At 49.3% G+C, this 20772-nt stretch carries 18 protein-coding genes; 2 read left to right on the top strand and 16 right to left on the bottom strand.

Going from position 1 to position 20772, the window contains the following annotated elements; translation table 11 throughout:
• The first annotated feature begins 516 nt into the window (after positions 1 to 516).
• Complete coding sequence (locus tag AKL11_RS19945) at positions 517 to 2214, top strand: PEP/pyruvate-binding domain-containing protein (RefSeq protein WP_067521075.1); 1698 nt, start codon at positions 517 to 519, stop codon at positions 2212 to 2214.
• Positions 2121 to 5126 (top strand): DUF4116 domain-containing protein, encoded by a 3006-nt coding sequence (locus AKL11_RS19940; RefSeq protein WP_253705262.1) that lies wholly within the window; start codon positions 2121 to 2123, stop codon positions 5124 to 5126. The genes AKL11_RS19945 and AKL11_RS19940 overlap by 94 nt, the downstream gene beginning before the upstream one ends.
• Positions 5127 to 5524: 398 nt before the next feature.
• Here AKL11_RS19940 and nqrF read toward each other — a convergent pair whose 3' ends face one another.
• From nqrF to fabD, 16 genes are all read right to left on the bottom strand, one after another.
• The gene (nqrF, locus tag AKL11_RS19935) at positions 5525 to 6751 is read right to left on the bottom strand and encodes an NADH:ubiquinone reductase (Na(+)-transporting) subunit F (RefSeq protein WP_067521067.1); all 1227 of its coding nucleotides are present in this window, start codon (positions 6749 to 6751) and stop codon (positions 5525 to 5527) included.
• A 15-nt stretch (positions 6752 to 6766) separates the two neighbouring features.
• A complete protein-coding gene (gene nqrE, locus AKL11_RS19930) occupies positions 6767 to 7363 on the bottom strand; it encodes an NADH:ubiquinone reductase (Na(+)-transporting) subunit E (protein WP_067521063.1) in 597 nt (198 codons plus the stop codon).
• A 3-nt stretch (positions 7364 to 7366) separates the two neighbouring features.
• The gene (locus tag AKL11_RS19925) at positions 7367 to 8032 is read right to left on the bottom strand and encodes an NADH:ubiquinone reductase (Na(+)-transporting) subunit D (RefSeq protein ID WP_067521059.1); all 666 of its coding nucleotides are present in this window, start codon (positions 8030 to 8032) and stop codon (positions 7367 to 7369) included.
• Positions 8032 to 8829, bottom strand: coding sequence for a Na(+)-translocating NADH-quinone reductase subunit C (locus AKL11_RS19920; RefSeq protein WP_067521055.1), 798 nt, complete (start codon positions 8827 to 8829; stop codon positions 8032 to 8034). The genes AKL11_RS19925 and AKL11_RS19920 overlap by 1 nt, the downstream gene beginning before the upstream one ends.
• Positions 8829 to 10028, bottom strand: a complete 1200-nt coding sequence (locus AKL11_RS19915; protein WP_216636553.1) for an NADH:ubiquinone reductase (Na(+)-transporting) subunit B — start codon at positions 10026 to 10028, stop codon at positions 8829 to 8831. The genes AKL11_RS19920 and AKL11_RS19915 overlap by 1 nt, the downstream gene beginning before the upstream one ends.
• Positions 10029 to 10031: 3 nt before the next feature.
• Positions 10032 to 11381, bottom strand: coding sequence for a Na(+)-translocating NADH-quinone reductase subunit A (locus tag AKL11_RS19910; protein WP_067521049.1), 1350 nt, complete (start codon positions 11379 to 11381; stop codon positions 10032 to 10034).
• A gap of 650 nt (positions 11382 to 12031) precedes the next feature.
• The gene (locus tag AKL11_RS19905; RefSeq protein ID WP_067521046.1) at positions 12032 to 12814 is read right to left on the bottom strand and encodes a TatD family hydrolase; all 783 of its coding nucleotides are present in this window, start codon (positions 12812 to 12814) and stop codon (positions 12032 to 12034) included.
• A 102-nt stretch (positions 12815 to 12916) separates the two neighbouring features.
• Positions 12917 to 13258, bottom strand: a complete 342-nt coding sequence (locus AKL11_RS19900) for a PilZ domain-containing protein (RefSeq protein WP_067521042.1) — start codon at positions 13256 to 13258, stop codon at positions 12917 to 12919.
• 20 nt (positions 13259 to 13278) lie between these two features.
• Positions 13279 to 14298 (bottom strand): DNA polymerase III subunit delta', encoded by a 1020-nt coding sequence (locus AKL11_RS19895; RefSeq protein WP_157673679.1) that lies wholly within the window; start codon positions 14296 to 14298, stop codon positions 13279 to 13281.
• 12 nt (positions 14299 to 14310) lie between these two features.
• The gene (tmk, locus tag AKL11_RS19890; protein WP_067521038.1) at positions 14311 to 14952 is read right to left on the bottom strand and encodes a dTMP kinase; all 642 of its coding nucleotides are present in this window, start codon (positions 14950 to 14952) and stop codon (positions 14311 to 14313) included.
• A gap of 22 nt (positions 14953 to 14974) precedes the next feature.
• Positions 14975 to 16045: an endolytic transglycosylase MltG gene (mltG, locus tag AKL11_RS19885; protein ID WP_067521035.1), complete on the bottom strand. Its 1071-nt coding sequence runs from the start codon at positions 16043 to 16045 to the stop codon at positions 14975 to 14977.
• Entirely contained in the window at positions 16038 to 16871 is an 834-nt protein-coding gene (pabC, locus tag AKL11_RS19880; protein WP_216636552.1) for an aminodeoxychorismate lyase, read from the bottom strand. Before pabC ends, mltG begins: the two co-directional genes overlap by 8 nt.
• A 4-nt stretch (positions 16872 to 16875) precedes the next feature.
• The gene (gene fabF, locus AKL11_RS19875) at positions 16876 to 18123 is read right to left on the bottom strand and encodes a beta-ketoacyl-ACP synthase II (RefSeq protein WP_067521021.1); all 1248 of its coding nucleotides are present in this window, start codon (positions 18121 to 18123) and stop codon (positions 16876 to 16878) included.
• Between the two features lie 283 nt (positions 18124 to 18406).
• Positions 18407 to 18640, bottom strand: coding sequence for an acyl carrier protein (acpP, locus tag AKL11_RS19870; RefSeq protein WP_020582918.1), 234 nt, complete (start codon positions 18638 to 18640; stop codon positions 18407 to 18409).
• A gap of 202 nt (positions 18641 to 18842) precedes the next feature.
• Positions 18843 to 19595, bottom strand: a complete 753-nt coding sequence (gene fabG, locus AKL11_RS19865) for a 3-oxoacyl-ACP reductase FabG (RefSeq protein ID WP_216636827.1) — start codon at positions 19593 to 19595, stop codon at positions 18843 to 18845.
• Positions 19596 to 19616: 21 nt separating this feature from the next.
• Complete coding sequence (gene fabD, locus AKL11_RS19860) at positions 19617 to 20552, bottom strand: ACP S-malonyltransferase (RefSeq protein WP_067521018.1); 936 nt, start codon at positions 20550 to 20552, stop codon at positions 19617 to 19619.
• Between the last annotated feature and the right edge of the window lie 220 nt (positions 20553 to 20772).

Genomic DNA, 20772 nt, shown 5'->3' with positions numbered 1-20772 from the left:
GCAACGCTTATAGCTAAGTAGTTCTTAGCCGGAAAGTACCTTTCGCCTTGGTATCAAAGGCTTCAAGAGCCCATATAACCATCGAAGTTTCTTAATTCTTATTCGTTATATGTAGAGTTCCCAAGGGCTGGAAAATTTTCAAAATGAGCAATCTTCGATTTCCTACAAAACTTCGTGGTTAAGTTTTTGCCCTTAGACCATGGGAGAGTTGGGATTACGTAGTTTTCGTTCAGGCACTAAGTAGTTGATCAAATGTAATCGAATAATCCTGACCGATTGAATATTAATTCAGCTGATGACCTGTGCTGCAATAGTTATAGAGAGGTTATGGCTAATTGTGTTTGCCTCGATGTACTGTTAACTCAAGCAGTCACAATGTCAGTAATGCTTACTGGTCGATCAGTGATTTATTCGAAAGCAAATGGTTAACTACTTAAAAATCGTTCATTTACCGCTGCATACCGACTTTTATACAGATACACGAAAGATATTATTGCGGCAAAAAGATAAGGGAATATGAATCCAATAAATACAGACAACATTGCGAGCCTGATCAGTCAGCTTGAAAAGCTGTATCAACAAAAGCCTTCCTATATTGCACGTTTTTTGAATGGCTTAAAGGTAAAGAAATTACCAGGTTCAGAATTACAAGAGAAACTGAACCATTTCAGATACCAAGAGCAAACCGGTCATCAGGCGTTTGTGACTGCACTGAGTAATTGCCCTGACAAGTCCATTCTGACGCGGGGCATAGAGATTATTAAAAATAACCGCTATACCGATTGCACCGAGGCCGAAAAACCGCAGGTAATTCAACAGTTATCCGATATTGCTAAAGGTCTTAATCAGAACGGTTCATCCGTTGACCCCATCACTTTTAATGAGGTCTTACCTCCCCCAGCCAAAAAACGAAAGCCTGAGCCTATGGAATGGGAGTCATACCCGCCAGTCAGTGAATTGGCACGCCAGAAATTTGGTGGCAAGGGCATGTTTCTGAAAACCATGCAGGAGATGAAATTACCGGTTCCTCCTTTCCAGCCAATCGATATTGCTCTTATTAAAAGCTTCGAAAGTGAAGTCTTCAGTGTTGCCCTGATTCAACCGTTTATTCCTGAGCTACCAGATCAACCATCAGACACCAGTCTTCAGGCGATTGCCAATCGTATTGAACAGTTCCGCCCTTTTGAAAAAGCCAAAAGGGAACAGTGGTTATCCGGGCTTGCGAAGTTTATTGCCGGTGACGACTTTTATCAGGTCATCCAAAGTCGTGCAGCAGCTCAATCCATTAATGCGTCTTACCAGCAGTTAAAAAATCAGTGCCCGGAACAATCGGTAATTGTCAGAAGCTCCGGCACCCATGAAGACGATTACGGGGATGCCCAGGCCGGTAAGTTTGACTCCCATGTTCAGGGGGCAGAGCCGATTCTCAAAACCTGTTTAAAGGTTCTGGCATCCGGCTATCAGCCTGCCATTTGTCAATCGGGAAAGCCGCAGCCCTTGGCCATGGTGCTTCAAGCCTGTATTCCCTGCGCATCGGGTGGTGTGGTGTTAAGTCACTCATCATTGCAGGATGAACGCATCAACGTTGAATACGCTCCCGGACAGCCTCGCACCGTCGTTGCTGGCAGTGGTGAATTGACGCCCCACCGATACCGGATCGATCGAACCGGAGCGCCAGATAAAACCCAGTGGCAAGCCGGTGTCATTCCGGCAATCTACCAACTTCAGCAAGATAGCCATGGTGCCTGGAGTGAGCAGAAAATTCCTTATTCTTCTAATGGTGCTGAATCTGAAACGTTGTCATCGGCGATACAGGATCAATTGGTCAAGATAATCCGTCAACTGGAAGATCGTCTGTTCTGTCCGGTGGATGTGGAATTTGCCGTAGGGCAAGACGGCCAACTGTATATTCTGCAGGTGCGACCGGTCACCCGACTCTCTGGTGGCAACCGTTACGCAAAAGCGCAGCCTGGAGCACCGTTGCTTATGGGGCAGCTGGTCAGTGAAGGATGCTGCAGTGGTGAACCGGTGTATGTGGATGTCCAACAAAACCGGAGGCATTACCGAAGGGCGCAGTGCTTTATGCGAACCATGGGGCAGACTGGATGCTGGAGCCCGATGTGCTTAAAAGAGTGGGAGGGTTTGTTCTGGCCATGGGTGGCACCAATGACCATGTGGCCATCACGCTCCGGCAGGCCGGGAAGCCCTGTCTGATTGCCGGCGAGCAGTACCGACAGCCTCAGGACAGAAGTACGGTTACTTTAGTGGCAGGCAATTTTCAGGGAACCGAGGGTGCCTGTATTGTGCCGGGGGATCAGGCCGCTGAATGGCTGGCCTGTCGCACCACGCTCAGTCAGGATTATGAGCCTGCCCTGAACCGTTCAAAACAGTATCAACCGGTACATCCCAGCTTCCAGCGACCCCAGGATGGATTTGCCTGGCTGAGCCAGCAGAATGACAGGCTGCTCAATTATTTCAGCACCAACCGGCTGTTTCACCAGTGCCTGTCTCCGGAACAAAGTAAATTATTGAGCATGTCCGGACATAGGGCGGAAGTTGCCCGTCAGCTTCAGACAGAAGTGGATTATTTCTGTGAAGATGCTGACGCTCTACTGCAAGGTTACCAACAGTTTTTGAACCTGGCCGGAGAAACGGAAGATACCACCGTGGTTGATTATCGGAATGAACTGCCGGTGTTGCGTGACAAGCTCCACCCTCTAACGGCCAATATAAAGCGGATGGCTGCTGATATTTCCTCAGCGCTTCTCGATAACAGGGAAACACAGAAAATTTCCGGCTATTCAGAATGGCTGGCTCAGTGTCAGGCATTGAAATCGACATTGCAGGACCTGAATCAACCCGCAGACGCTGCCACAATCAACAGTCTTCATGATTTTATCTTTCTGGTTCATAAACGGTTTGTGGATGGCCTTGGCCCGGTTGCCGAGCATTCCGGCCAGGGGAAGGTGATCGGTTTCGGGCATAAAAAAAATCAGGGGAAATGGCTGGATTTTATAAGCACCGGGGATGCCGGGCTGCTTAATCCGGATATCCGTGACGCATTAAAAGCGTTTGATGGTGAGGTCACAATCCTCAATTTGCCGACGGCATTCAGGCTCAATGCCCGCTTGGGGATGCACGTGTGTGAAGTCGGGATGTTTGAACAGGCCGAAGGGGGAAAAGGTCGTAAAATAAAATTGACTCTGTCAGATAATTTCTCATCTGGACATGCTAGTGGAAAGTATCAGCGCTGCTTCTTCCTGGTTAGCGGCTTACTTGCCGAAGGGATGGACAGAAACAGAATGACCCTTAATTTTGACCGGGCAACGGGCAAACTGAGCCTGGACTACGCACCCATCGGGTCACAAGAAGACATGCAGAGGTTTTATGCTCTTAGCGTATCTTTGTTGGGAACTATGCGAAATTTGGACATAACTTTTAATGACAATCCCAAATGGAATTTTGAATCATTAGAAACCAGACTTAACCAGCCCGATTGGGATATTGAAAGCTTCATTCGCCTGATTCTGAGCGTTAGAGTGAATAACAAGCCTTATTACCACCGATTGGATAAGGTATACCACAAATTGAACGAGTTGCAGCAATGCATTTGCCGTTTAACAGATGAGGAATTATCAACCGCAAACGATTTGTTATTCAACGCTTATCAAGAATTCAAAGAGCAGGGAAGAGAAAGTGAATACCGTGCGTTTATCAGAGCAATGGTAGATCAGTATTCGGACAGCGTCTTTCCATTACTAACGCCCTATCCCCAGCTGATGGCATGGCTGAATCAGGATGAAATCCCCATAAGGTACGCTGGCAGTGCGGCGGGAGACAACAAGCAGCTCGTAATCAATGCACTGTCTCGTGGAGAAAAAGATACATTTAAGCATATCAGTGAGCGACTATTAAATGACCGAACTTTCATTCTAGAACTGATCGAACAGTATCCGCAGGCTATGAGTGGAATCGCGAACATTAATGTCTGGTTAAAAAAATGGAGTGATGATCAGGAATTACTGATAGCCGCTTTACGAAAAAAAGCATGCGGCTATTGGCAGCTTGAAGAAAAATGGAAAAACAATAAACCGTTCGTTCTGGCGTTAGCCGCATCTGGAGTTTGCATAGGCAACGTGGCTGATGACATAAGATATGACCGGGATGTATTTATGGTACGTAATAGTTGGTATGGGTTGAGCCATGCACCTGAGGCATTCAAAAGTGATCGAGAGGTTGTTCTGGCGGTGGTTAGCAGTGATGGCTTGGATTTGAAGTATGCTAGTCAGGCACTGAAAAAAGACCGTGAAGTCGTTTTGGCAGCCTGCCGCTCAAATAGTTATGCCTTGAATTATGCCAGTGATGAACTCAAAAATGACAAAGCTCTGGTGCTTGAAGTGGTTAGTCGTACTGGAGCCGCACTGGAGTATGCCAGCGAAGCATTAAAAAACGACCCGGATGTATTTATAGCTGCTCTCAGGCAGGATTACGAAGCGTTTAAGTACGCAGGCGCAGACTGGAAACAAAACCGGGAAGCAGTGCTGGCCGTGGTGCGTCAACATGGATACTACCTGCGTAATGTTGCTGATGCCTTTAAACAGGATGCGGAAATCGTCTCAGCAGCAATGGAAAATCACACTTTTGCTTTTCACTTTGCTGGTGACAGGTTTAAAGATAACGAGGAGTATGTGCGTAAAGCCATCACCCAAAGAACTTCAAATATGGAGTATGCCAGTGACCGATACAGAGGAAATAAACAGTTTGTGTCAGAAGTCATCAGGCAACACGGTGGGAATATATTAGAGTATGTTAATGATGAATTGAAAAACGATCCTCAGGTCGTGCTGACTGCACTAAAGCATTGGGATGGTCGGGGGAAATGTCCAATGGAATATGCTAGCCAAGATTTGCGTAAAACCCCGGATTTTGTGACTGCAGCGGTGAAAATAAAACCAGAAGCCTTTAAATCCTCTAGTTATGACTTGCGTAGCGATATCAATTTTATCAAGCAATTACTGGATATAGATAACCGCGTTTTACAATATGCAGATTATGATCTGAGAGATAATAAAGAGTTGCTTCGCCTCAGAGATATGAAGAACCCTTTAGGAATTGCCCTTGAATAACTTCCCCGTGTTCACCCTGAGCAGAGTTGAAGGGTGAACGGACTTCGATGCTTCGTCAAGCTCAGCACTCAGAACGAACGGCGTTAAGATAGTAGAAAGCGGAAGTTATTTTGGGACAGTTCCTTAAACACAGTTATTCCTGCGAAGAAGCCTTCTCATTTTTGGCCCTTCAGGGGTATCTTTGGGTAACCTGAAAGTTGATGACTATTTCTTTTCTCACCGTTACCGGACTATTGAAACATTGACACTTTTAAACCAGGCATTGAAACACCACAAGTAACAACAGAAACCTGCTTCCAGTGGTTACCCTGTGGTTGAGCTTGACTTAAGAAACTCCACAAAAAAAGCCGGTATCAAAAGATAACCGGCTTTTTATGAGATCAATTCACAACCGTGAATTAGCCACCGAAGTCATCCAGCAGGATGTTCTCTGGCTCAACGCCTTGGTCTTCCAGCAGTTTGATCACCGCTGCGTTCATCATGGGTGGTCCACACATGTAGAATTCGCAGTCTTCCGGAGCCGGGTGATCCTTCAGGTAATTATCGAACAGTACCTGATGGATAAAGCCGGTTTTGCCGGTCCAGTTATCTTCTGGCTGTGGATCAGACAGCGCCAGATGCCAGGTGAAGTTTTCGTTTTCTTCTGCCAGCTTGTCAAACTCTTCTACGTAGAACGCTTCACGCAATGAACGTGCACCGTACCAGAAAGAGATCTTCCGCTTGGAAGACAAACGCTTCAACTGATCAAAGATGTGCGAACGCATTGGCGCCATACCGGCACCACCGCCCACAAAGATCATCTCGTTGTCGGTATCTTTGGCAAAGAATTCACCAAATGGACCGTACACAGCAATCTTGTCACCTGGCTTCAGGTTAAAGACGTAGGACGACATAATACCTGGCGCAAAGTCAGTGCCCGGAGGTGGTGAAGCAATACGGATATTGAACTTCAACACGCCCTTCTCTTCTGGGTAGTTCGCCATGGAGTATGCACGGATGGTGTCTTCAGTCACCGTAGACACATACTGCCACTGGTTAAACTTATCCCAGTCACCTCGGTACTCTTCTTCGATATCGAAGTTTTTGTACTCAACGGTGTGAGGAGGACATTCCAGCTGAACGTAACCACCAGCGCGGAAGTTAACGTTTTCGCCTTCAGGTAATTTAAGTACCAGCTCTTTGATGAAGGTGGCCTGGTTTTCGTTGGAAACGACTTCACATTCCCATTTCTTGACGCCGAAGAGTTCTTCTTCAACTTCAATTTCCATGTCCTGCTTAACAGCCACCTGACAGGACAGACGCCAGCCTTCTTTCTCTTCACGCTTGGTAAAGTGAGAGCGCTCGGTTGGCAGCATTTCGCCACCGCCGGACAGAATCTTACACTTACACTGAGCACAGGTACCGCCACCGCCACAAGCGGATGGCAGGAATACGCCAGCGCTGGACAGGGTGTTCAACAGTTTGCCGCCGGCAGACGTAGTCACTGCTTTTTCAGCGTCTTCGTTGATACCGATGGTTACATCACCGGTACTCACCAGCTTTGAACGGGCTGCCAGAATCACCAGCACCAGCGCAAGCACGATGATGGTAAACATGGCAACGCCATAGATAATATTTAAATCCATATCGTACCTATCCCCTTACAGCTGTACGCCAGAGAACGACAGAAAGCCCAGAGACATCAAACCCACTGTAATGAAGGTAATGCCCAGACCTTGCAGCCCCGCAGGTACATCGCTGTACTTGAGCTTTTCACGAATGCCCGCCAGAGCAGCAATCGCCAGTGCCCAACCCATGCCTGCACCAAAACCGTAAACCACGGACTCACCGAAGTTGTAGTCACGCTGAACCATGAACAGGGATGCACCCATGATGGCACAGTTTACCGTGATCAGTGGCAGGAAGACCCCGAGCGCGTTGTAGAGCGAAGGTACAAACTTATCCAGAAACATTTCCAGAATCTGTACCAGTGCTGCGATAACGCCAATGTAGGTGATCAGGCCGAGAAAGCTCAGATCAACACCGGGCACCAGGGCACCGTCTTTCAGGATGTTCTGATAGATGACGTTGTTGATCGGCACGGTGATGGTCAGTACTGCAACCACCGCCACACCCAGACCCATGGCTGTTTTTACCTGCTTGGACACCGCCAGGAAGGTACACATACCCAGGAAGAAAGCCAGCGCCATGTTTTCCACGAACACTGCTTTCACAAAAAGCGAAATAAAATGTTCCATGACTTAGTGAGCCTCACTGAATTTGGTGTTCGGGGCAATTTTGAATTCTGCCGCTTCCACCTGGTCAACTTTCCAGCTGCGAATCGCCCAGATCAGTAAACCGATCAGGAAGAAGGCAGAAGGCGCCAGCAGCATCAAACCGTTGGGCAGATACCAGCCACCGTTGTTCACGGTTTGCAGAATTTCGATACCGAACAGGTTGCCCGCACCGAACAACTCACGGAAGAAAGCCACAACCATCAGAACCGCACCGTAACCCAGACCGTTACCGAAACCGTCCAGCGCCGACATAGCCGGGCCATTCTTCATGGCGAAGGCTTCTGCACGACCCATAACGATACAGTTGGTAATGATCAGGCCTACGAATACCGACAACTGCTTGGAGATGTCAAAGGCGTAGGCTTTCAGGATCTGATCCACCACGATAACCAGAGAAGCAATAACCGTCATCTGACAGATGATACGAATGCTGTTGGGAATCTGTTTGCGGATCAGGGATACGGCAAAGTTGGAACAAGTGGTTACGCCGATAACGGCCAGCGCCATTACCAGACTAACCTGCATGCTGGTGGTCACCGCCAGTGCCGAACAGATACCGAGGATCTGCAGGGTAATGGGGTTATTCTTTACTACCGGTTCCAGCAGGATATCTTTGGTCTTAACAGACATTATGCATTCCCCGCTTTCAAGTTAGTCAGGAACTGTTTAAAGCCAGCGTCTGACAGCCAGAATTTAATCAGGTTCGTGACACCATTAGACGTCAGTGTTGCGCCAGCCAGACCATCGATCTGGTTAGTTGCTTTCGGGCTAGACGTATCCACAGCGCCTTTGATCACTTGCAGAGCAACCTGACCATTAGCCGCGTAAATTTCTTTGCCGCTCCACCTGGCTTTCCAGATCGGGTTGCTGACTTCGCCACCCAGCCCAGGAGTTTCTGCCTGCTCGAAGAAACCAAAACCCTTGACGGTGTTCAGGTTGTTTTCCAGCGCCAGGAAACCGTACATGGTAGACCACAGACCATAGCCGTGTACCGGCAGGATGAGTGTTTCCATCTTGCCGTCTTTTTCTACCAGGTAAACTTTAGCCACGTTAGCCTGACGTTTGATGCCAGCAACATCTTCGCTGCCAGCCAGTGTCTTGGACACTTTAGGGTCTTTCGCGGCGGTACGCTGATCGTATTGATCAACGTTTTTGCCTTCTGCAGTTTCAGTGATGAACTTACCGGTTTTCAGATCCACCAGACGCGGCTTGATCTGTTTGTACAGTTCAGCCACTTCATCCACGCTCAGGGCTTTTGCGTCCTGAGTCAGACCGGAAATGGCCAGAATGTTACGCTGAACGTCCAGCTTGACGTTCTGATCCTGAATCGGCTTCAGGAACACTGCCGCCGCAGATACCAGCACTGAACAGATCAGTGACAGTACCACCGTGACCAGCAGCGTCTTTTTAATCGAATCGTTTCCCATCAGGCACGAGCCTCCCGACGCTTGATATTGGCCTCAACCACAAAGTGGTCAATCAGCGGCGCAAACAGGTTGGCAAACAGAATAGCCAGCATCATCCCTTCCGGGTATGCAGGGTTTACCACTCGAATCAGAACGACCATGATGCCGATCAGGATACCGTAGAACCAACGACCGGTGTTGGTCATGGACGCGGATACCGGGTCAGTGGTCATGAAGATCAAACCGAAGGCAAAACCACCCAGAACCATGTGCCAGTACCACGGCAGCTGGAACATCATGTTGGTGTCAGAACCAATCATGTTGAACAGGGTAGACAGCGCGATCATACCGATCATGGTGCCTGCAACGATTCTCCAGGAAGCAATGCCGGTAAACAGCAGAACCGCACCGCCGGCAAAAATAGCCAGAGTAGAAGTTTCACCTACGGAACCTTGCATCACACCGACGAAAGCCTGCATCCAGCTCATGGTCTGCTGCAGTGCCTCAACGCCGCCCTGTTGCGCCATGCTCAGCATGGTGGCACCGGAAAAACCGTCAACGGCAGTCCACACCAGGTCACCAGAGATTTGCGCTGGGTAGGCGAAGAACAGGAATGCACGACCCGTCAATGCCGGGTTGAGGAAGTTCTTACCGGTACCGCCAAACACTTCCTTACCGATAACAACACCGAAGGAAATACCCAGAGCCACCTGCCACAGAGGAATAGAAGGCGGAACGATCAGGGCGAACAACACCGACGTTACGAAGAAACCTTCGTTAACCTCGTGCTTGCGCACCATGGCAAACAGCACTTCCCAGAAACCACCCACAAAGAAGGTGACTGCATATATAGGCAGGAAGTAAACCGCGCCGTAGATCAGGTTGTCCCAGATACTGGCCGGATCATTACCTGCCAGCATGGCGATCAGCATACCGTGCCAATCTGCAGGTGCAGAAAGACCACCGGCAATAGCGGTGTTCGCCTGATAACCCACGTTCCACATACCGAAGAACATGGCCGGGAAAGTACACAACCAAACGATACCCATCATGCGCTTGAGATCAACCGCATCACGAACATGGCTGGTGGTGTGTGTTTTATCCAGCGGCGTGTAGAAAAGAGTGTCTGCGGCTTCAAACAGCGCGTAGAACTTTTCGTATTTACCGCCCTTGACGAAATGGGGTTCCATCGAGTCAAGGAGTTTTCTTAATGGCTTCACAGATTACCCCTCCAGCTCAATTCGGGTCAGGTTGTCACGCAGCAAGGGGCCGTACTCGTATTTACCTGCACAAACGAAAGTACACAGAGCCAGATCTTCTTCTTCCAGCTCCAGTGCGCCGAGTTTTTGAGCAACTTCAGTGTCGCCAACGATAATGGCGCGCAGCAATTGCGTTGCCAGAATATCCAGAGGCATCACCTTCTCATAGTTACCCACTGGCACCATGGCACGCTCACCACCGTTAGTCGTGGTAGAGAAGTTGAACAGACGACTCTTGCTCAGGCCAGACGTCATTACTCGCAGAATGGAGAAACGATCAACTGTTGGATTCACCCAGCCCAGGAACAAACGTTCATCGCTCTCTTCGAGAACAGACAGCTGGTTGTGATAGCGGCTCAGATACGCAAACGCACCACTGGCAGTACGACCACCAAATACGGAACCGGAAATTACACGGCTAGTACCTGACTTCAACTCACCCGCTGTCATTTCATCCGTGTTAGCACCCAGACGGGTACGAACCAGACGAGGCTTCTCAACCTGAGGACCGACCAGAGCAACAACACGATCCGTAAACAGTTTACCGGTAGTGAACAGTTTGCCGATGGCAATCACGTCCTGATAACCAATCTGCCATACGGTTTTGCTGGCAGACACTGGATCCAGAAAATGGATGTGCGTGCTTGGCAACCCGGCAGGGTGTGGTCCCGCAAACTCTTCGCTGTTGGCAATACCGGCAGGAATGCTGGCGCCCGGTGCTTTACACAGGAAGATTTTGCCGCCGCTCAGTTTGCCCAGGATATTGATACCCTGTTCAAAGGCTTCTGCGTGCTCTTTAATCACCACTTCCGGGTTTGCCGCCAGCGGATGAGTATCAATCGCGGTCACAAAAATAGAAGAAGGACGAGACTCCAGCGCAGGCACCTTACTAAAAGGGCGGGTGCGCAGAGCAGTCCAGAGACCGGCTTCGTTCAGCAGCGCTTCAACCTGCTCAGCCGTTAAGCCAGCCAGTTCTTCTGTTTTATAGGAAGTGAAAGTTTCCTCTTCTTCCTGGTCGCTTTCTGAGGACTCTACGTCGATCACCACGGACTGCAAAATCCGTTTCTCGCCACGATTTATGGCAGCAACTGTACCGCCAGCCAAGGCGGTGTACCGGATACCCGGTGTTTTCTTGTCGGTAAAGAGCAGTTGCCCTTTTTTAACTCGATCTCCCACAGCAACCGCCATCGTAGGCTTCATGCCTACGTAGTCCGAGCCGATTACGGCGACAGAACGCGCTGTTCTGCCTTCCGAGATAATCTGCTCAGGCGATCCTGAGATCGGGAGATCCAGCCCCTGTTTGATTTTGATCATACCTTTCGCCTAATCAATCAAGTTGAGGTCAGGAGTAACCCGTCTCTCCGGTGTACTGGAACTGCTATACAGGGTTTTACGACAGGTGTTCTGTGTATTGAGTGTGCTCAATAAGCGCTCAACCACGAATAGAACTTGCGTCACAAAATCAGAGTAATTCCGGGGGACGTCTTCAGAAGTAGGCTTGAGAAATGGGAGAAGAGTTTACAGGCAATATCAAACCCTGAATTACGACAGGGACTACAGCAGTGCCATCTCTATACCCTTTCTCAAGGCTACTGCTGCGTGGTCATACCGGAAAGCCACTGACCATCCGTACAGACATAACAAAACCCGCCACAAAGCAGCAGGTTTCTATTGGCAATCAGATAGACATGCACCGCAATTTAGAACTTATGTTCCTTATCTTTAGTGGAAACATGATCGGAAATTCCGTATCTGAGCCGTAATTCGCAACATCACCGATGAAATTGGTGGCGCAATTATAAAGAGACTGGAGAGGATATGCCATACTGAGCGACAGGTTATTTCACCTGCAGTACTTATTTGCACAGACACTCATATTCTGAGGACATTTTTCGAAAGCCTTGCAACGAAACACGTTGACCACCCAACACATCGCACACCAACGTCAAGACATAAACACATTTTTAGGCTGCAGTATTGAAGAGGTTAAAGAAATTCTCACTCGTCACTCGCCCTAACTCTCTTTCATCAACACCTTTCAACTCAGCGATATAACGAGCAACTTCAACAACAAACTTTGGCTCATTAGGCTTTCCACGATGAGGCACTGGCGCCAGATAGGGTGAGTCTGTTTCTATCAAAAGACGATCCATAGGAAGATGTTTCACAACATCTCTTAGTTCTGACGCATTTCGAAACGTTGCAATACCCGATATGGAAATATAGTAACCCAAGTCCAGCGCAGCAGTGGCCATTTCGAGACTTTCCGTAAAGCAATGCAAAACGCCAGCACTTTCCCCTGAGCCATACTCTCGAATAAAGTCGATGGTATCCTCTCTGGCATCCCGGGTATGAACAACCACTGGCAGCTTCAGCTCCGACGCCAGTTGTAAGTGATTAATAAACGACTGGCGCTGAATAGCCTGTAAACCTTCACTGTCGGCGTAGTAGTAATCAAGCCCAGTCTCACCAATCGCAACCACTTTTTTATGAGCAGCCAGCTTTTTCACTACCTCTATATCGGGCACTAGCTCTTTGCAATCCAAAGGGTGAACCCCCACGGAAGCAAATACATCGTCGTATTGTTCAGCAAGAGCAACCACTGTTGGCGCATTTTCCAGATCAATACCGATACAAAGCATCCGACTGACACCTGCATCTCTTGCTGCCTGCACAGCAAGATCCAGATCACCGTTGTAAGCAGTGAGATCCAGACGATCAAGGTGACAATGGGAATCAATAAACATAGTGAATCCTGATGAAAAATGCGGTCGGTTAACTGACTAATAAAGGAGAATTGAGCTTCTACCACAATAGATAAAAGCCCAAGGCATGAGAGGGGTCCGAAATCACATGGTATTGGTAGGACGATCCGAATTCAGAGCACCGGCAATATACGTCTCTATTTTGGTTCTGACGTTATCAGTAGGGTCATTAAACTGAATACCCACACCCGCCTGACGGCCACCCTGAGCCCCCGCCGGTGTAATCCACACCACTTTACCCGGCACCGGAATCTTTTCCGCTTCGTCCATCAGAGTCAGACGAATAAAAACATCGTCCCCCAAGGCATAGCGCTTGGCTGTGGGTACAAAAAGACCACCACCGGTGACATATGGCATATACGCTTCATAGAGTGATGCCGTATCCCTGATGGTCAGCGACATCAATCCCTGCATCCCTTTTCCCATCTCCCCTCTCCTCTTTAACCTTAAAGTGCCAATTCCAGATAATCACTGAACACGCCTTCCAGCAGCATCTGGCTGTTGAGGTTAGCGCCTTCCTGCAATTGCTGCCGCTGCAGCATAATACGATCTCGAACTTTGACCAGTGTTGGCGCATCTGCCTTTTTAGCGAGATAACCAATCATCCGATTCACGTCACGATTCCTGACAAGGCTCTCATCGGCCGTCAGTCTCAGTTTTACAGCATCATCCAGCCAGCTGCCTAGCCAGCCAAGCAACGAAATAAGGTCACCGGTATGCTGTTCTTTGGCCAGTTCCACCGGCGTTAAATTACCCCGAAACAGCTCTGGCATAACATTGATCAGGTGCCCGCGAAGCTCAAGCACATTCTGATCGAACATATTTCTCGCCAGCACCGGCGAACCACAGGACAACGACAACAGATGATCAATAGTTTGAGCATCTGCAATATGATCACCCAACCACTGCTTTGCCAGAGATAGATCTGGCACTGGAAACATCACCAGTTGGCAGCGACTGCGAATGGTGGCCAGCATATCCCCTGCCCGGGCACTGACCAGAAGAAACAGCGTATTATCGCCCGGCTCCTCAAGGCTTTTTAGCAACGCATTGGCAGCATTCACATTCATGGCTTCTGCCGGGTCGATAATAATCACCCGTCGCCCACCCTGCTGAGCCGTTTTTCTGGCAAATTCGTTAATACGTCGGATCTGGTCAATTTTTATAGGCTTACCAGAAGACTCTGGCTCAATCACCAAAACATCCGGGTGAGTACCCGCTTGCAACAGGTCGCAGCTTTTGCAATGACCACAAGCGTAGCCGCCAGAAGGTGTATGACACAAAACCCGCGACATCAATGCCTGAGAAAAAGCACCTTTGCCCACACCCAAAGCCCCTTTCAATAACAAGGCGTGAGGCAATGCATCTGATCGCATTCTGCGCAACAGCGACTTCCACTGACTTTCCTGCCAGGGCAGTGGCTTCTGCGCAAAGTAACTGACGGCTTCTGCTTTATCTTTACTCAAGACCAATAACCTTTATTCGCGATCAGCCAGTTGTACATTTAATGCCCGGATAATCTGTTCACGTACCTCAGCAATGGACTCACCACCATTGATCACAACGTACTGCCCTGGAAATTGTTTGGCGCGATCCAGATAAACCTGACGCACCCGATAAAAGAAGTCGATGGCTTCCTGCTCAATGCGATCAAGTGATCCACCCTGTTGCTCTGCCCGCCCTCTGGCGCGAGCCAATCCTAACTCAGGCTCAATATCCAGCAGCAAGGTCATATCCGGACGACGATCGCCTTGTACTAATTGTTCCAATATCGCTATGCGTGACGGATCAATACCACGACCACCACCCTGATAGGCATAAGTGGCATCGGTGAAACGATCACACACCACCACTTTGCCACTGGCTAAAGCCGGCTCAATATTCTCATTCAGATTTTGACAACGTGCGGCAAACACCATTAACAACTCTGTGGTATCGCTCACTCGCTCATCGTGTTCTGCTAGCACCAGACTTCTCAATTGCTCCGCCAACGGTGTACCACCCGGTTCGCGGGTTTCGATAAAATCATGCCCCGCCTTGGCCAGCCACTCCAGCACCACGCCTTTGGCTGTGGTTTTACCAGCGCCTTCGCAGCCTTCTATGGTTAGAAAAAAACCCATTAGATTCACTTATACACTCAATTTATTGATCGGTAGTGTCTTGCGTTAACTCTTGCACCGAGGAACGATAATCTTTACGCCGCTCGGAAATTTGGTACTTTCTAACAGCCCGGTTATGTTCAACTAAGGTATTCGAGAACTGGTGCGTACCGTCTCCTCGGGCAACAAAATACAATGCACTGCCATCGGATGGATTTAACGCAGCCTGAATCGCTTCACGCCCAACCGTAGCAATAGGCGTCAGTGGTAATCCACGAATCACATAGGTATTGTAATCCGTTGCCTCTCGCAGATGGCGACGACTTAACCCACCCTGATAACGATCGCCCATACCGTAAATAACCGTTGGATCTGTTTGCAATCGCATGCCTTTATTGAGCCGACGAACAAACACGCCCGCAATATCAGGCCGCTCAGAAGGCACACCGGTTTCTTTCTCAATAATGGAGGCCATAATCAGCGCTTCGTATGGTGTTTTATAGGGAACCCCTTCAGCCCGAGCTTGCCACTCTTTCTGCAACACCGCATTCAACTTTTTATTAGCACGCTGCAAAATAGAAGCGACAGAAGAGCCCGATTCAAAACTGTAAGTATCCGCGTAAAACTGCCCTTCAAGGTGACCGCCTTTCAATGCCCCCTCGATAGAACCTGAAATCACAGTAGCCAACTCATTCAACTGAACCGGATTACTCAGTTTCGGCTGCTGATTTAAGTCAGCGAGCAACTCTTTCAACGTAAAACCTTCTACCAGCGTTACGTTATAATAATGCACATCGCCCTGCACGAGCATGGTCAACAGCTCACCATTACTGATATCCGGTGCTATCAAGTACTCACCTGCATAAATATCCGTGGCCACACCACGCACTCGGGCCAACAACTCAAACAACCCCGGATACTTGATCACCTGATCATTAGTCAGGCGTCGTACAACTCGCCCCAGAGAGTCTCCCCGCTCAACCACAAATTCAGAATCAGCGGTGGACAACACTTTCTGTTGACTGTACCAGCTCATTCCATACCAGCCAGCTCCAGCGGCCATCATGGCCAACAACAGAGCAACAGCAACCAGTAACAATAACTTTTTAAGCATTTAATTCTTCCTGAACCCGACGACGTAACTCAAGGGTAACCGGCCCTACCTCCCAGTTTCTCTGATTATATTCCACTACCGGCCAGACACCATTCACACTGTTGCAAAGAAACAACTCGGTCGCAATGTCCGCCAAACGACTCTCTGCCAGATGCCGTTCCGAAACCACTAAACCCATTTCATGGGCGATACTCATAATAAACTGACGACACACACCTTTTACACCACTAAACGACAAATCCGGTGTAATAAGTTCGCCATTGTGAGCTACCACAAACAGGTTACTCATTGTGCCTTCAATGACATGACCGGAAAAATCACACACTAAACCTTCATCGTAAGCGGTACCGGACCACTCACTTCTTGCCATCACCTGCTCAAGACGATTCAGATGTTTTATGCCCGCCAGCGCGCTTTGACCAAGCCGGAGCTGGCAAGCAAACAGCTTTGCACCACAAATGGATGGATCTGGATCTCTAATCGGCAGTGAATGAATAGACAAAATTCGCCTTATATCATGACAATCTTCCGGATTATACCCTCTTCCGCCGCTGCCACGAGTGACCGTCACTTTTAACACACCAGTCTCCACTGATGCCGACGCCAGAAACGCATCTACCTCACGAGTTAACTCAGCCAGATTCAGATTGATAGCTAGACGACGGCAACCCTGAACCAAACGCTCCCAGTGTAATGCCGCCAGAGTTGACAGCCCGTTGGACACCCTAATTGTTTCGAAAAGCCCATCGCCATAGGCCAACCCACGATCCGATACCAAGAGTTCGGATTGAGGCTGGCCATTAACCCATATCAGCGCAGTACTCAAAAGCTTACCCCTGATTTTCCAGCTTGGAGAACGCCAATGTGACATTGGTTCCGCCGAAGCCGAAAGAGTTAGAAAGTACGTGATTAATCACCATCTGCCTGGCCTTATGGGGAACGTAATCCAAATCACACCCTTCCCCGGGCGTATCGAGATTAATCGTTGGCGGTGCCACTTGATCCATCAACGATTGAATACTGAACACCGCCTCCACAGCACCGGCAGCGCCCAGCAAATGCCCGGTCATGGACTTTGTTGAACTCACGGCAAGATGATGAGCGTGTGCACCAAAGACAGTATGAATAGCCCGGGTTTCTGCAACATCGCCGGTGGGCGTTGATGTACCGTGAGCATTAATATAATCCACATCTTGCGGTGCCAAACCCGCATCTTCAATAGCGGACTGCATGGCACGAGCTGCACCACGACCATCTTCCGGTGGTGACGTAATATGCCAGGCATCGCCACTCATACCAATGCCGCTGATTTCTGCGTATATTTTCGCGCCCCGGGCAACCGCATGTTCGTACTCTTCCAACACCAGAATACCCGCACCATCACTCAACACAAATCCATCGCGATCTGCATCCCAGGGGCGACTGGCTTTCTCTGGCGCCTCATTGCGTGCAGACAACGCTCTGGCGGCAGCAAAACCGGTAATACCCAGAGCCGACGACCCCTTTTCTGCGCCACCAGCCACCATCACATCGGCATCGCCATAAGCGATAATGCGAGCAGCCATGGCAATGGCATGACTCCCTGTGGCGCAGGCTGTTGAGGTAGCAAAGTTCGGCCCCTGAAGATTGAACCTCATGGACACCCAGCCTGCCGCCATATTGATAACCGCCGCTGGAATAAAGAACGGAGATATACGTCGAGAGCCGCTTTTTAGCAACGTTTCATGATTCTGTTCAATCGTGGTAAGACCACCAACCCCCGAACCAATCGCAACACCATAACGATGAGCGTCTTCGTCAAGCACTATCAGCCCCGCATCAGAGATGGCTTCTGCCGCTGCAGCAAAACCATACTGAATAAAGCCATCCATTTTCCGGGCATCTTTTGAATCCATGCACTCTGATGGATCAAAGTCCTTAATAGCACCGCAAATACGTACACCGAACTTTTCTGCTTCAAGGTGTGAAATCGGATGGATGCCACTAACGCCCTCCAAAAGAGAGGACCAACTGGTTTTCACATTGTTACCAACCGGAGTTACCGCCCCCATTCCAGTGACAACCACTCTTCTGCGCATCCGCTGCTGGGATCTGCCTGTATTCTTTGTATCCGACAAGACGGAAGCTCCTAGTAGCCTGTCGTCTAAATGACATGAGGCATTATTGTAGCACTGTCATCCATTCTTCTATCAACATAGGCGTTTAAAACAAGAGTAAAAAGCGCCCAAGACGCATTACCAAAACCTATATACAACAAAAGCCGTAGACTGACGTCATACGGCTTTTGTGATTTTACAAAGTCCTGCAAGCCCCTACCTTTCACAATGAGAAGGTCACAAAGTGAAAAGAGGCCTGTCAGAATCAGGAGTGAGCAACGACGTAGTCAATAGCTTCCTGAACGGTGGTGATCTTCTCAGCTTCTTCATCAGGAATTTCGGTTTCGAATTCCTCTTCCAGAGCCATCACCAACTCTACAGTGTCCAGAGAGTCCGCGCCGAGATCCTCTACGAATGACGCACTGTTAGTAACTTCGTCTTCCTTCACGCCAAGCTGTTCGCAAACAATCTTCTTAACGCGCTCTTCAATGGTGCTCATACCGTGTTGTGCTCCTGTCGATATTCAGTGCAGCCTGAGGCTACAGGTGAACTAGTTTATATGGTCATTTATAAGAATTTCAAGCCGGTTATTTGAAAACCGGAGAGAAACCTCGAAATCGGACATCAGTTATAAAAAACAAACAAAATCCATTCCACTTTCACAACACTTTTTCAAGGTTCTGAACCGTGGAAACGGGCAATCAGTTCATGTACATGCCGCCATTGACATGCAATGTTTCGCCAGTGATGTAACCCGCAGGCCCACTCACCAAAAACAGCACGGCTGCTGCAATCTCTTCTGGCTGGCCAAGCCTTGCCAGAGGAATCTGCCCCAGCAGAAACTCACGCTGCGCTTCGGGCAATTCATTGGTCATATCGGTTTCGATAAAACCGGGGGCAACCGTATTCACTGTCAGATTTCTGGAACCCACTTCACGGGCCATAGCACGGGTAAAACCTTCAACACCGGCTTTCGCTGCAGCATAGTTCGCCTGCCCCTGATTGCCCATAGAGCCAACCACAGAGCTGATATTAACGATACGACCTTCACGCGCCTTAGTCATACCGCGCATAACGGCTTTACTCATGCGGAAGATAGAGCTGAGATTGGTATTCACCACATCATCCCACTCATCCACTTTCATGCGCATCAGAATATTGTCACGGGTGATACCAGCATTGTTGATCAGAATCAACGGCGCGCCGTATTGATCAGCCACTGCTTTTACCACCGCCTGACAGGCATCATTAGAGGTGACGTTCAGCGCCATCCCCTGACCTTGAATACCTTCCGCCTTCAGCGCTTCGGTAATGGCTTCAGCGCCAGAGTCCGTGGTCGCTGTTCCGATCACCGTCGCACCCGCATGACCCAGGGCAAAGGCAATCGCCTTGCCGATACCGCGGCTCGCCCCGGTCACCAGAGCAACCTTTCCTTCCAGATGTTTTTCTGTCAAAGCCGTTATCTCCAAACCGTGTTAATTAGCTTCAGCCAGCCATTGGGCCATGACACCTGCGGACTCAAAAGTGGCTATCGGTGCACGTCGTGCAATGCGCTTATTCAGGCCAGCCAGCACTTTACCCGGACCACACTCTGCAAAACGACCAACCCCCGTAGCAATAATTGCCTCAATAGATTCAACCCAGCGAACAGGGCTGTATAGCTGTGCCACCAAATTCGCTTTTAGCTGCTCAGGATCAGAACAAAAGTCTGCGGATACGTTTTGCACCACGGGAATCATCGGCGCAACTACTTGAATACCTGCCAATTCATTTTTCAGCTTTTCAGCAGCAGGCCTCATCAACGCACAGTGAGAAGGGACACTTACAGGCAGTTCAATCGCTCTTTTCGCACCCATCGCCTTTGCTTCTTCGATAGCACGTTGCACAGCCACCACCCGCCCTGCAATAACAACCTGGCCTGGCGCATTGAAGTTAACCGCCTCGACCACATCTTCTGCAGCCACTTTCTCACAGACAGCGACAACGTCCGCATCATCAAGACCAAGAATCGCAGCCATGGCACCTTCGCCAGCTGCAACCGCTTCCTGCATATAAAGACCGCGAAGATGCACCAACTTAATAGCATCTGCAAAATTCATTGCGCCCGCACAGGTCAGCGCGGAGTACTCACCCAAGCTATGCCCCGCCATCACGGCCGGCGCCTCACCTCGACGATCACACCAGAGGCGCCACAGGGCGACACTGGCAGCCAACAGCGCAGGCTGGGCATTTTCCGTACGATTCAGCTGATCCGCCGGACCTTCTGAAATCAGCGCCTGCAGATCGTAACCGAGAACATCTGAAGCCTCTTTCAACGTAGACTGAACCAATGGCTCAGAAAGATAGTCTGCCAGCATGCCGACCTGCTGGGATCCCTGCCCGGGAAATACAAAAGCTAGCTTGCTCGACATGATTACTCGCTCTTTTCCTTTGGCTTCGCACAATCAACAACAAAGCCCACAATTTTACCGGAGTCAAAGCGAGCCAGAGCACAACGGCATATTCCGAAATAATTCATGAATCATGCCTGCGCAGAACTACGCTTACTTAAAAAATCGGGGCAATTATAGAAAAAACAGACAACAAGGTAAGTAAAATTATGTTTCCGATGGCAAAAATAGGAAAACAATC

This window comes from Endozoicomonas ascidiicola (assembly GCF_001646945.1).
Taxonomy (GTDB): domain Bacteria; phylum Pseudomonadota; class Gammaproteobacteria; order Pseudomonadales; family Endozoicomonadaceae; genus Endozoicomonas; species Endozoicomonas ascidiicola.
The sequence above is the reverse complement of the archived record's forward strand: the minus strand, read 5'-3'. Positions and strand labels throughout refer to the sequence as shown.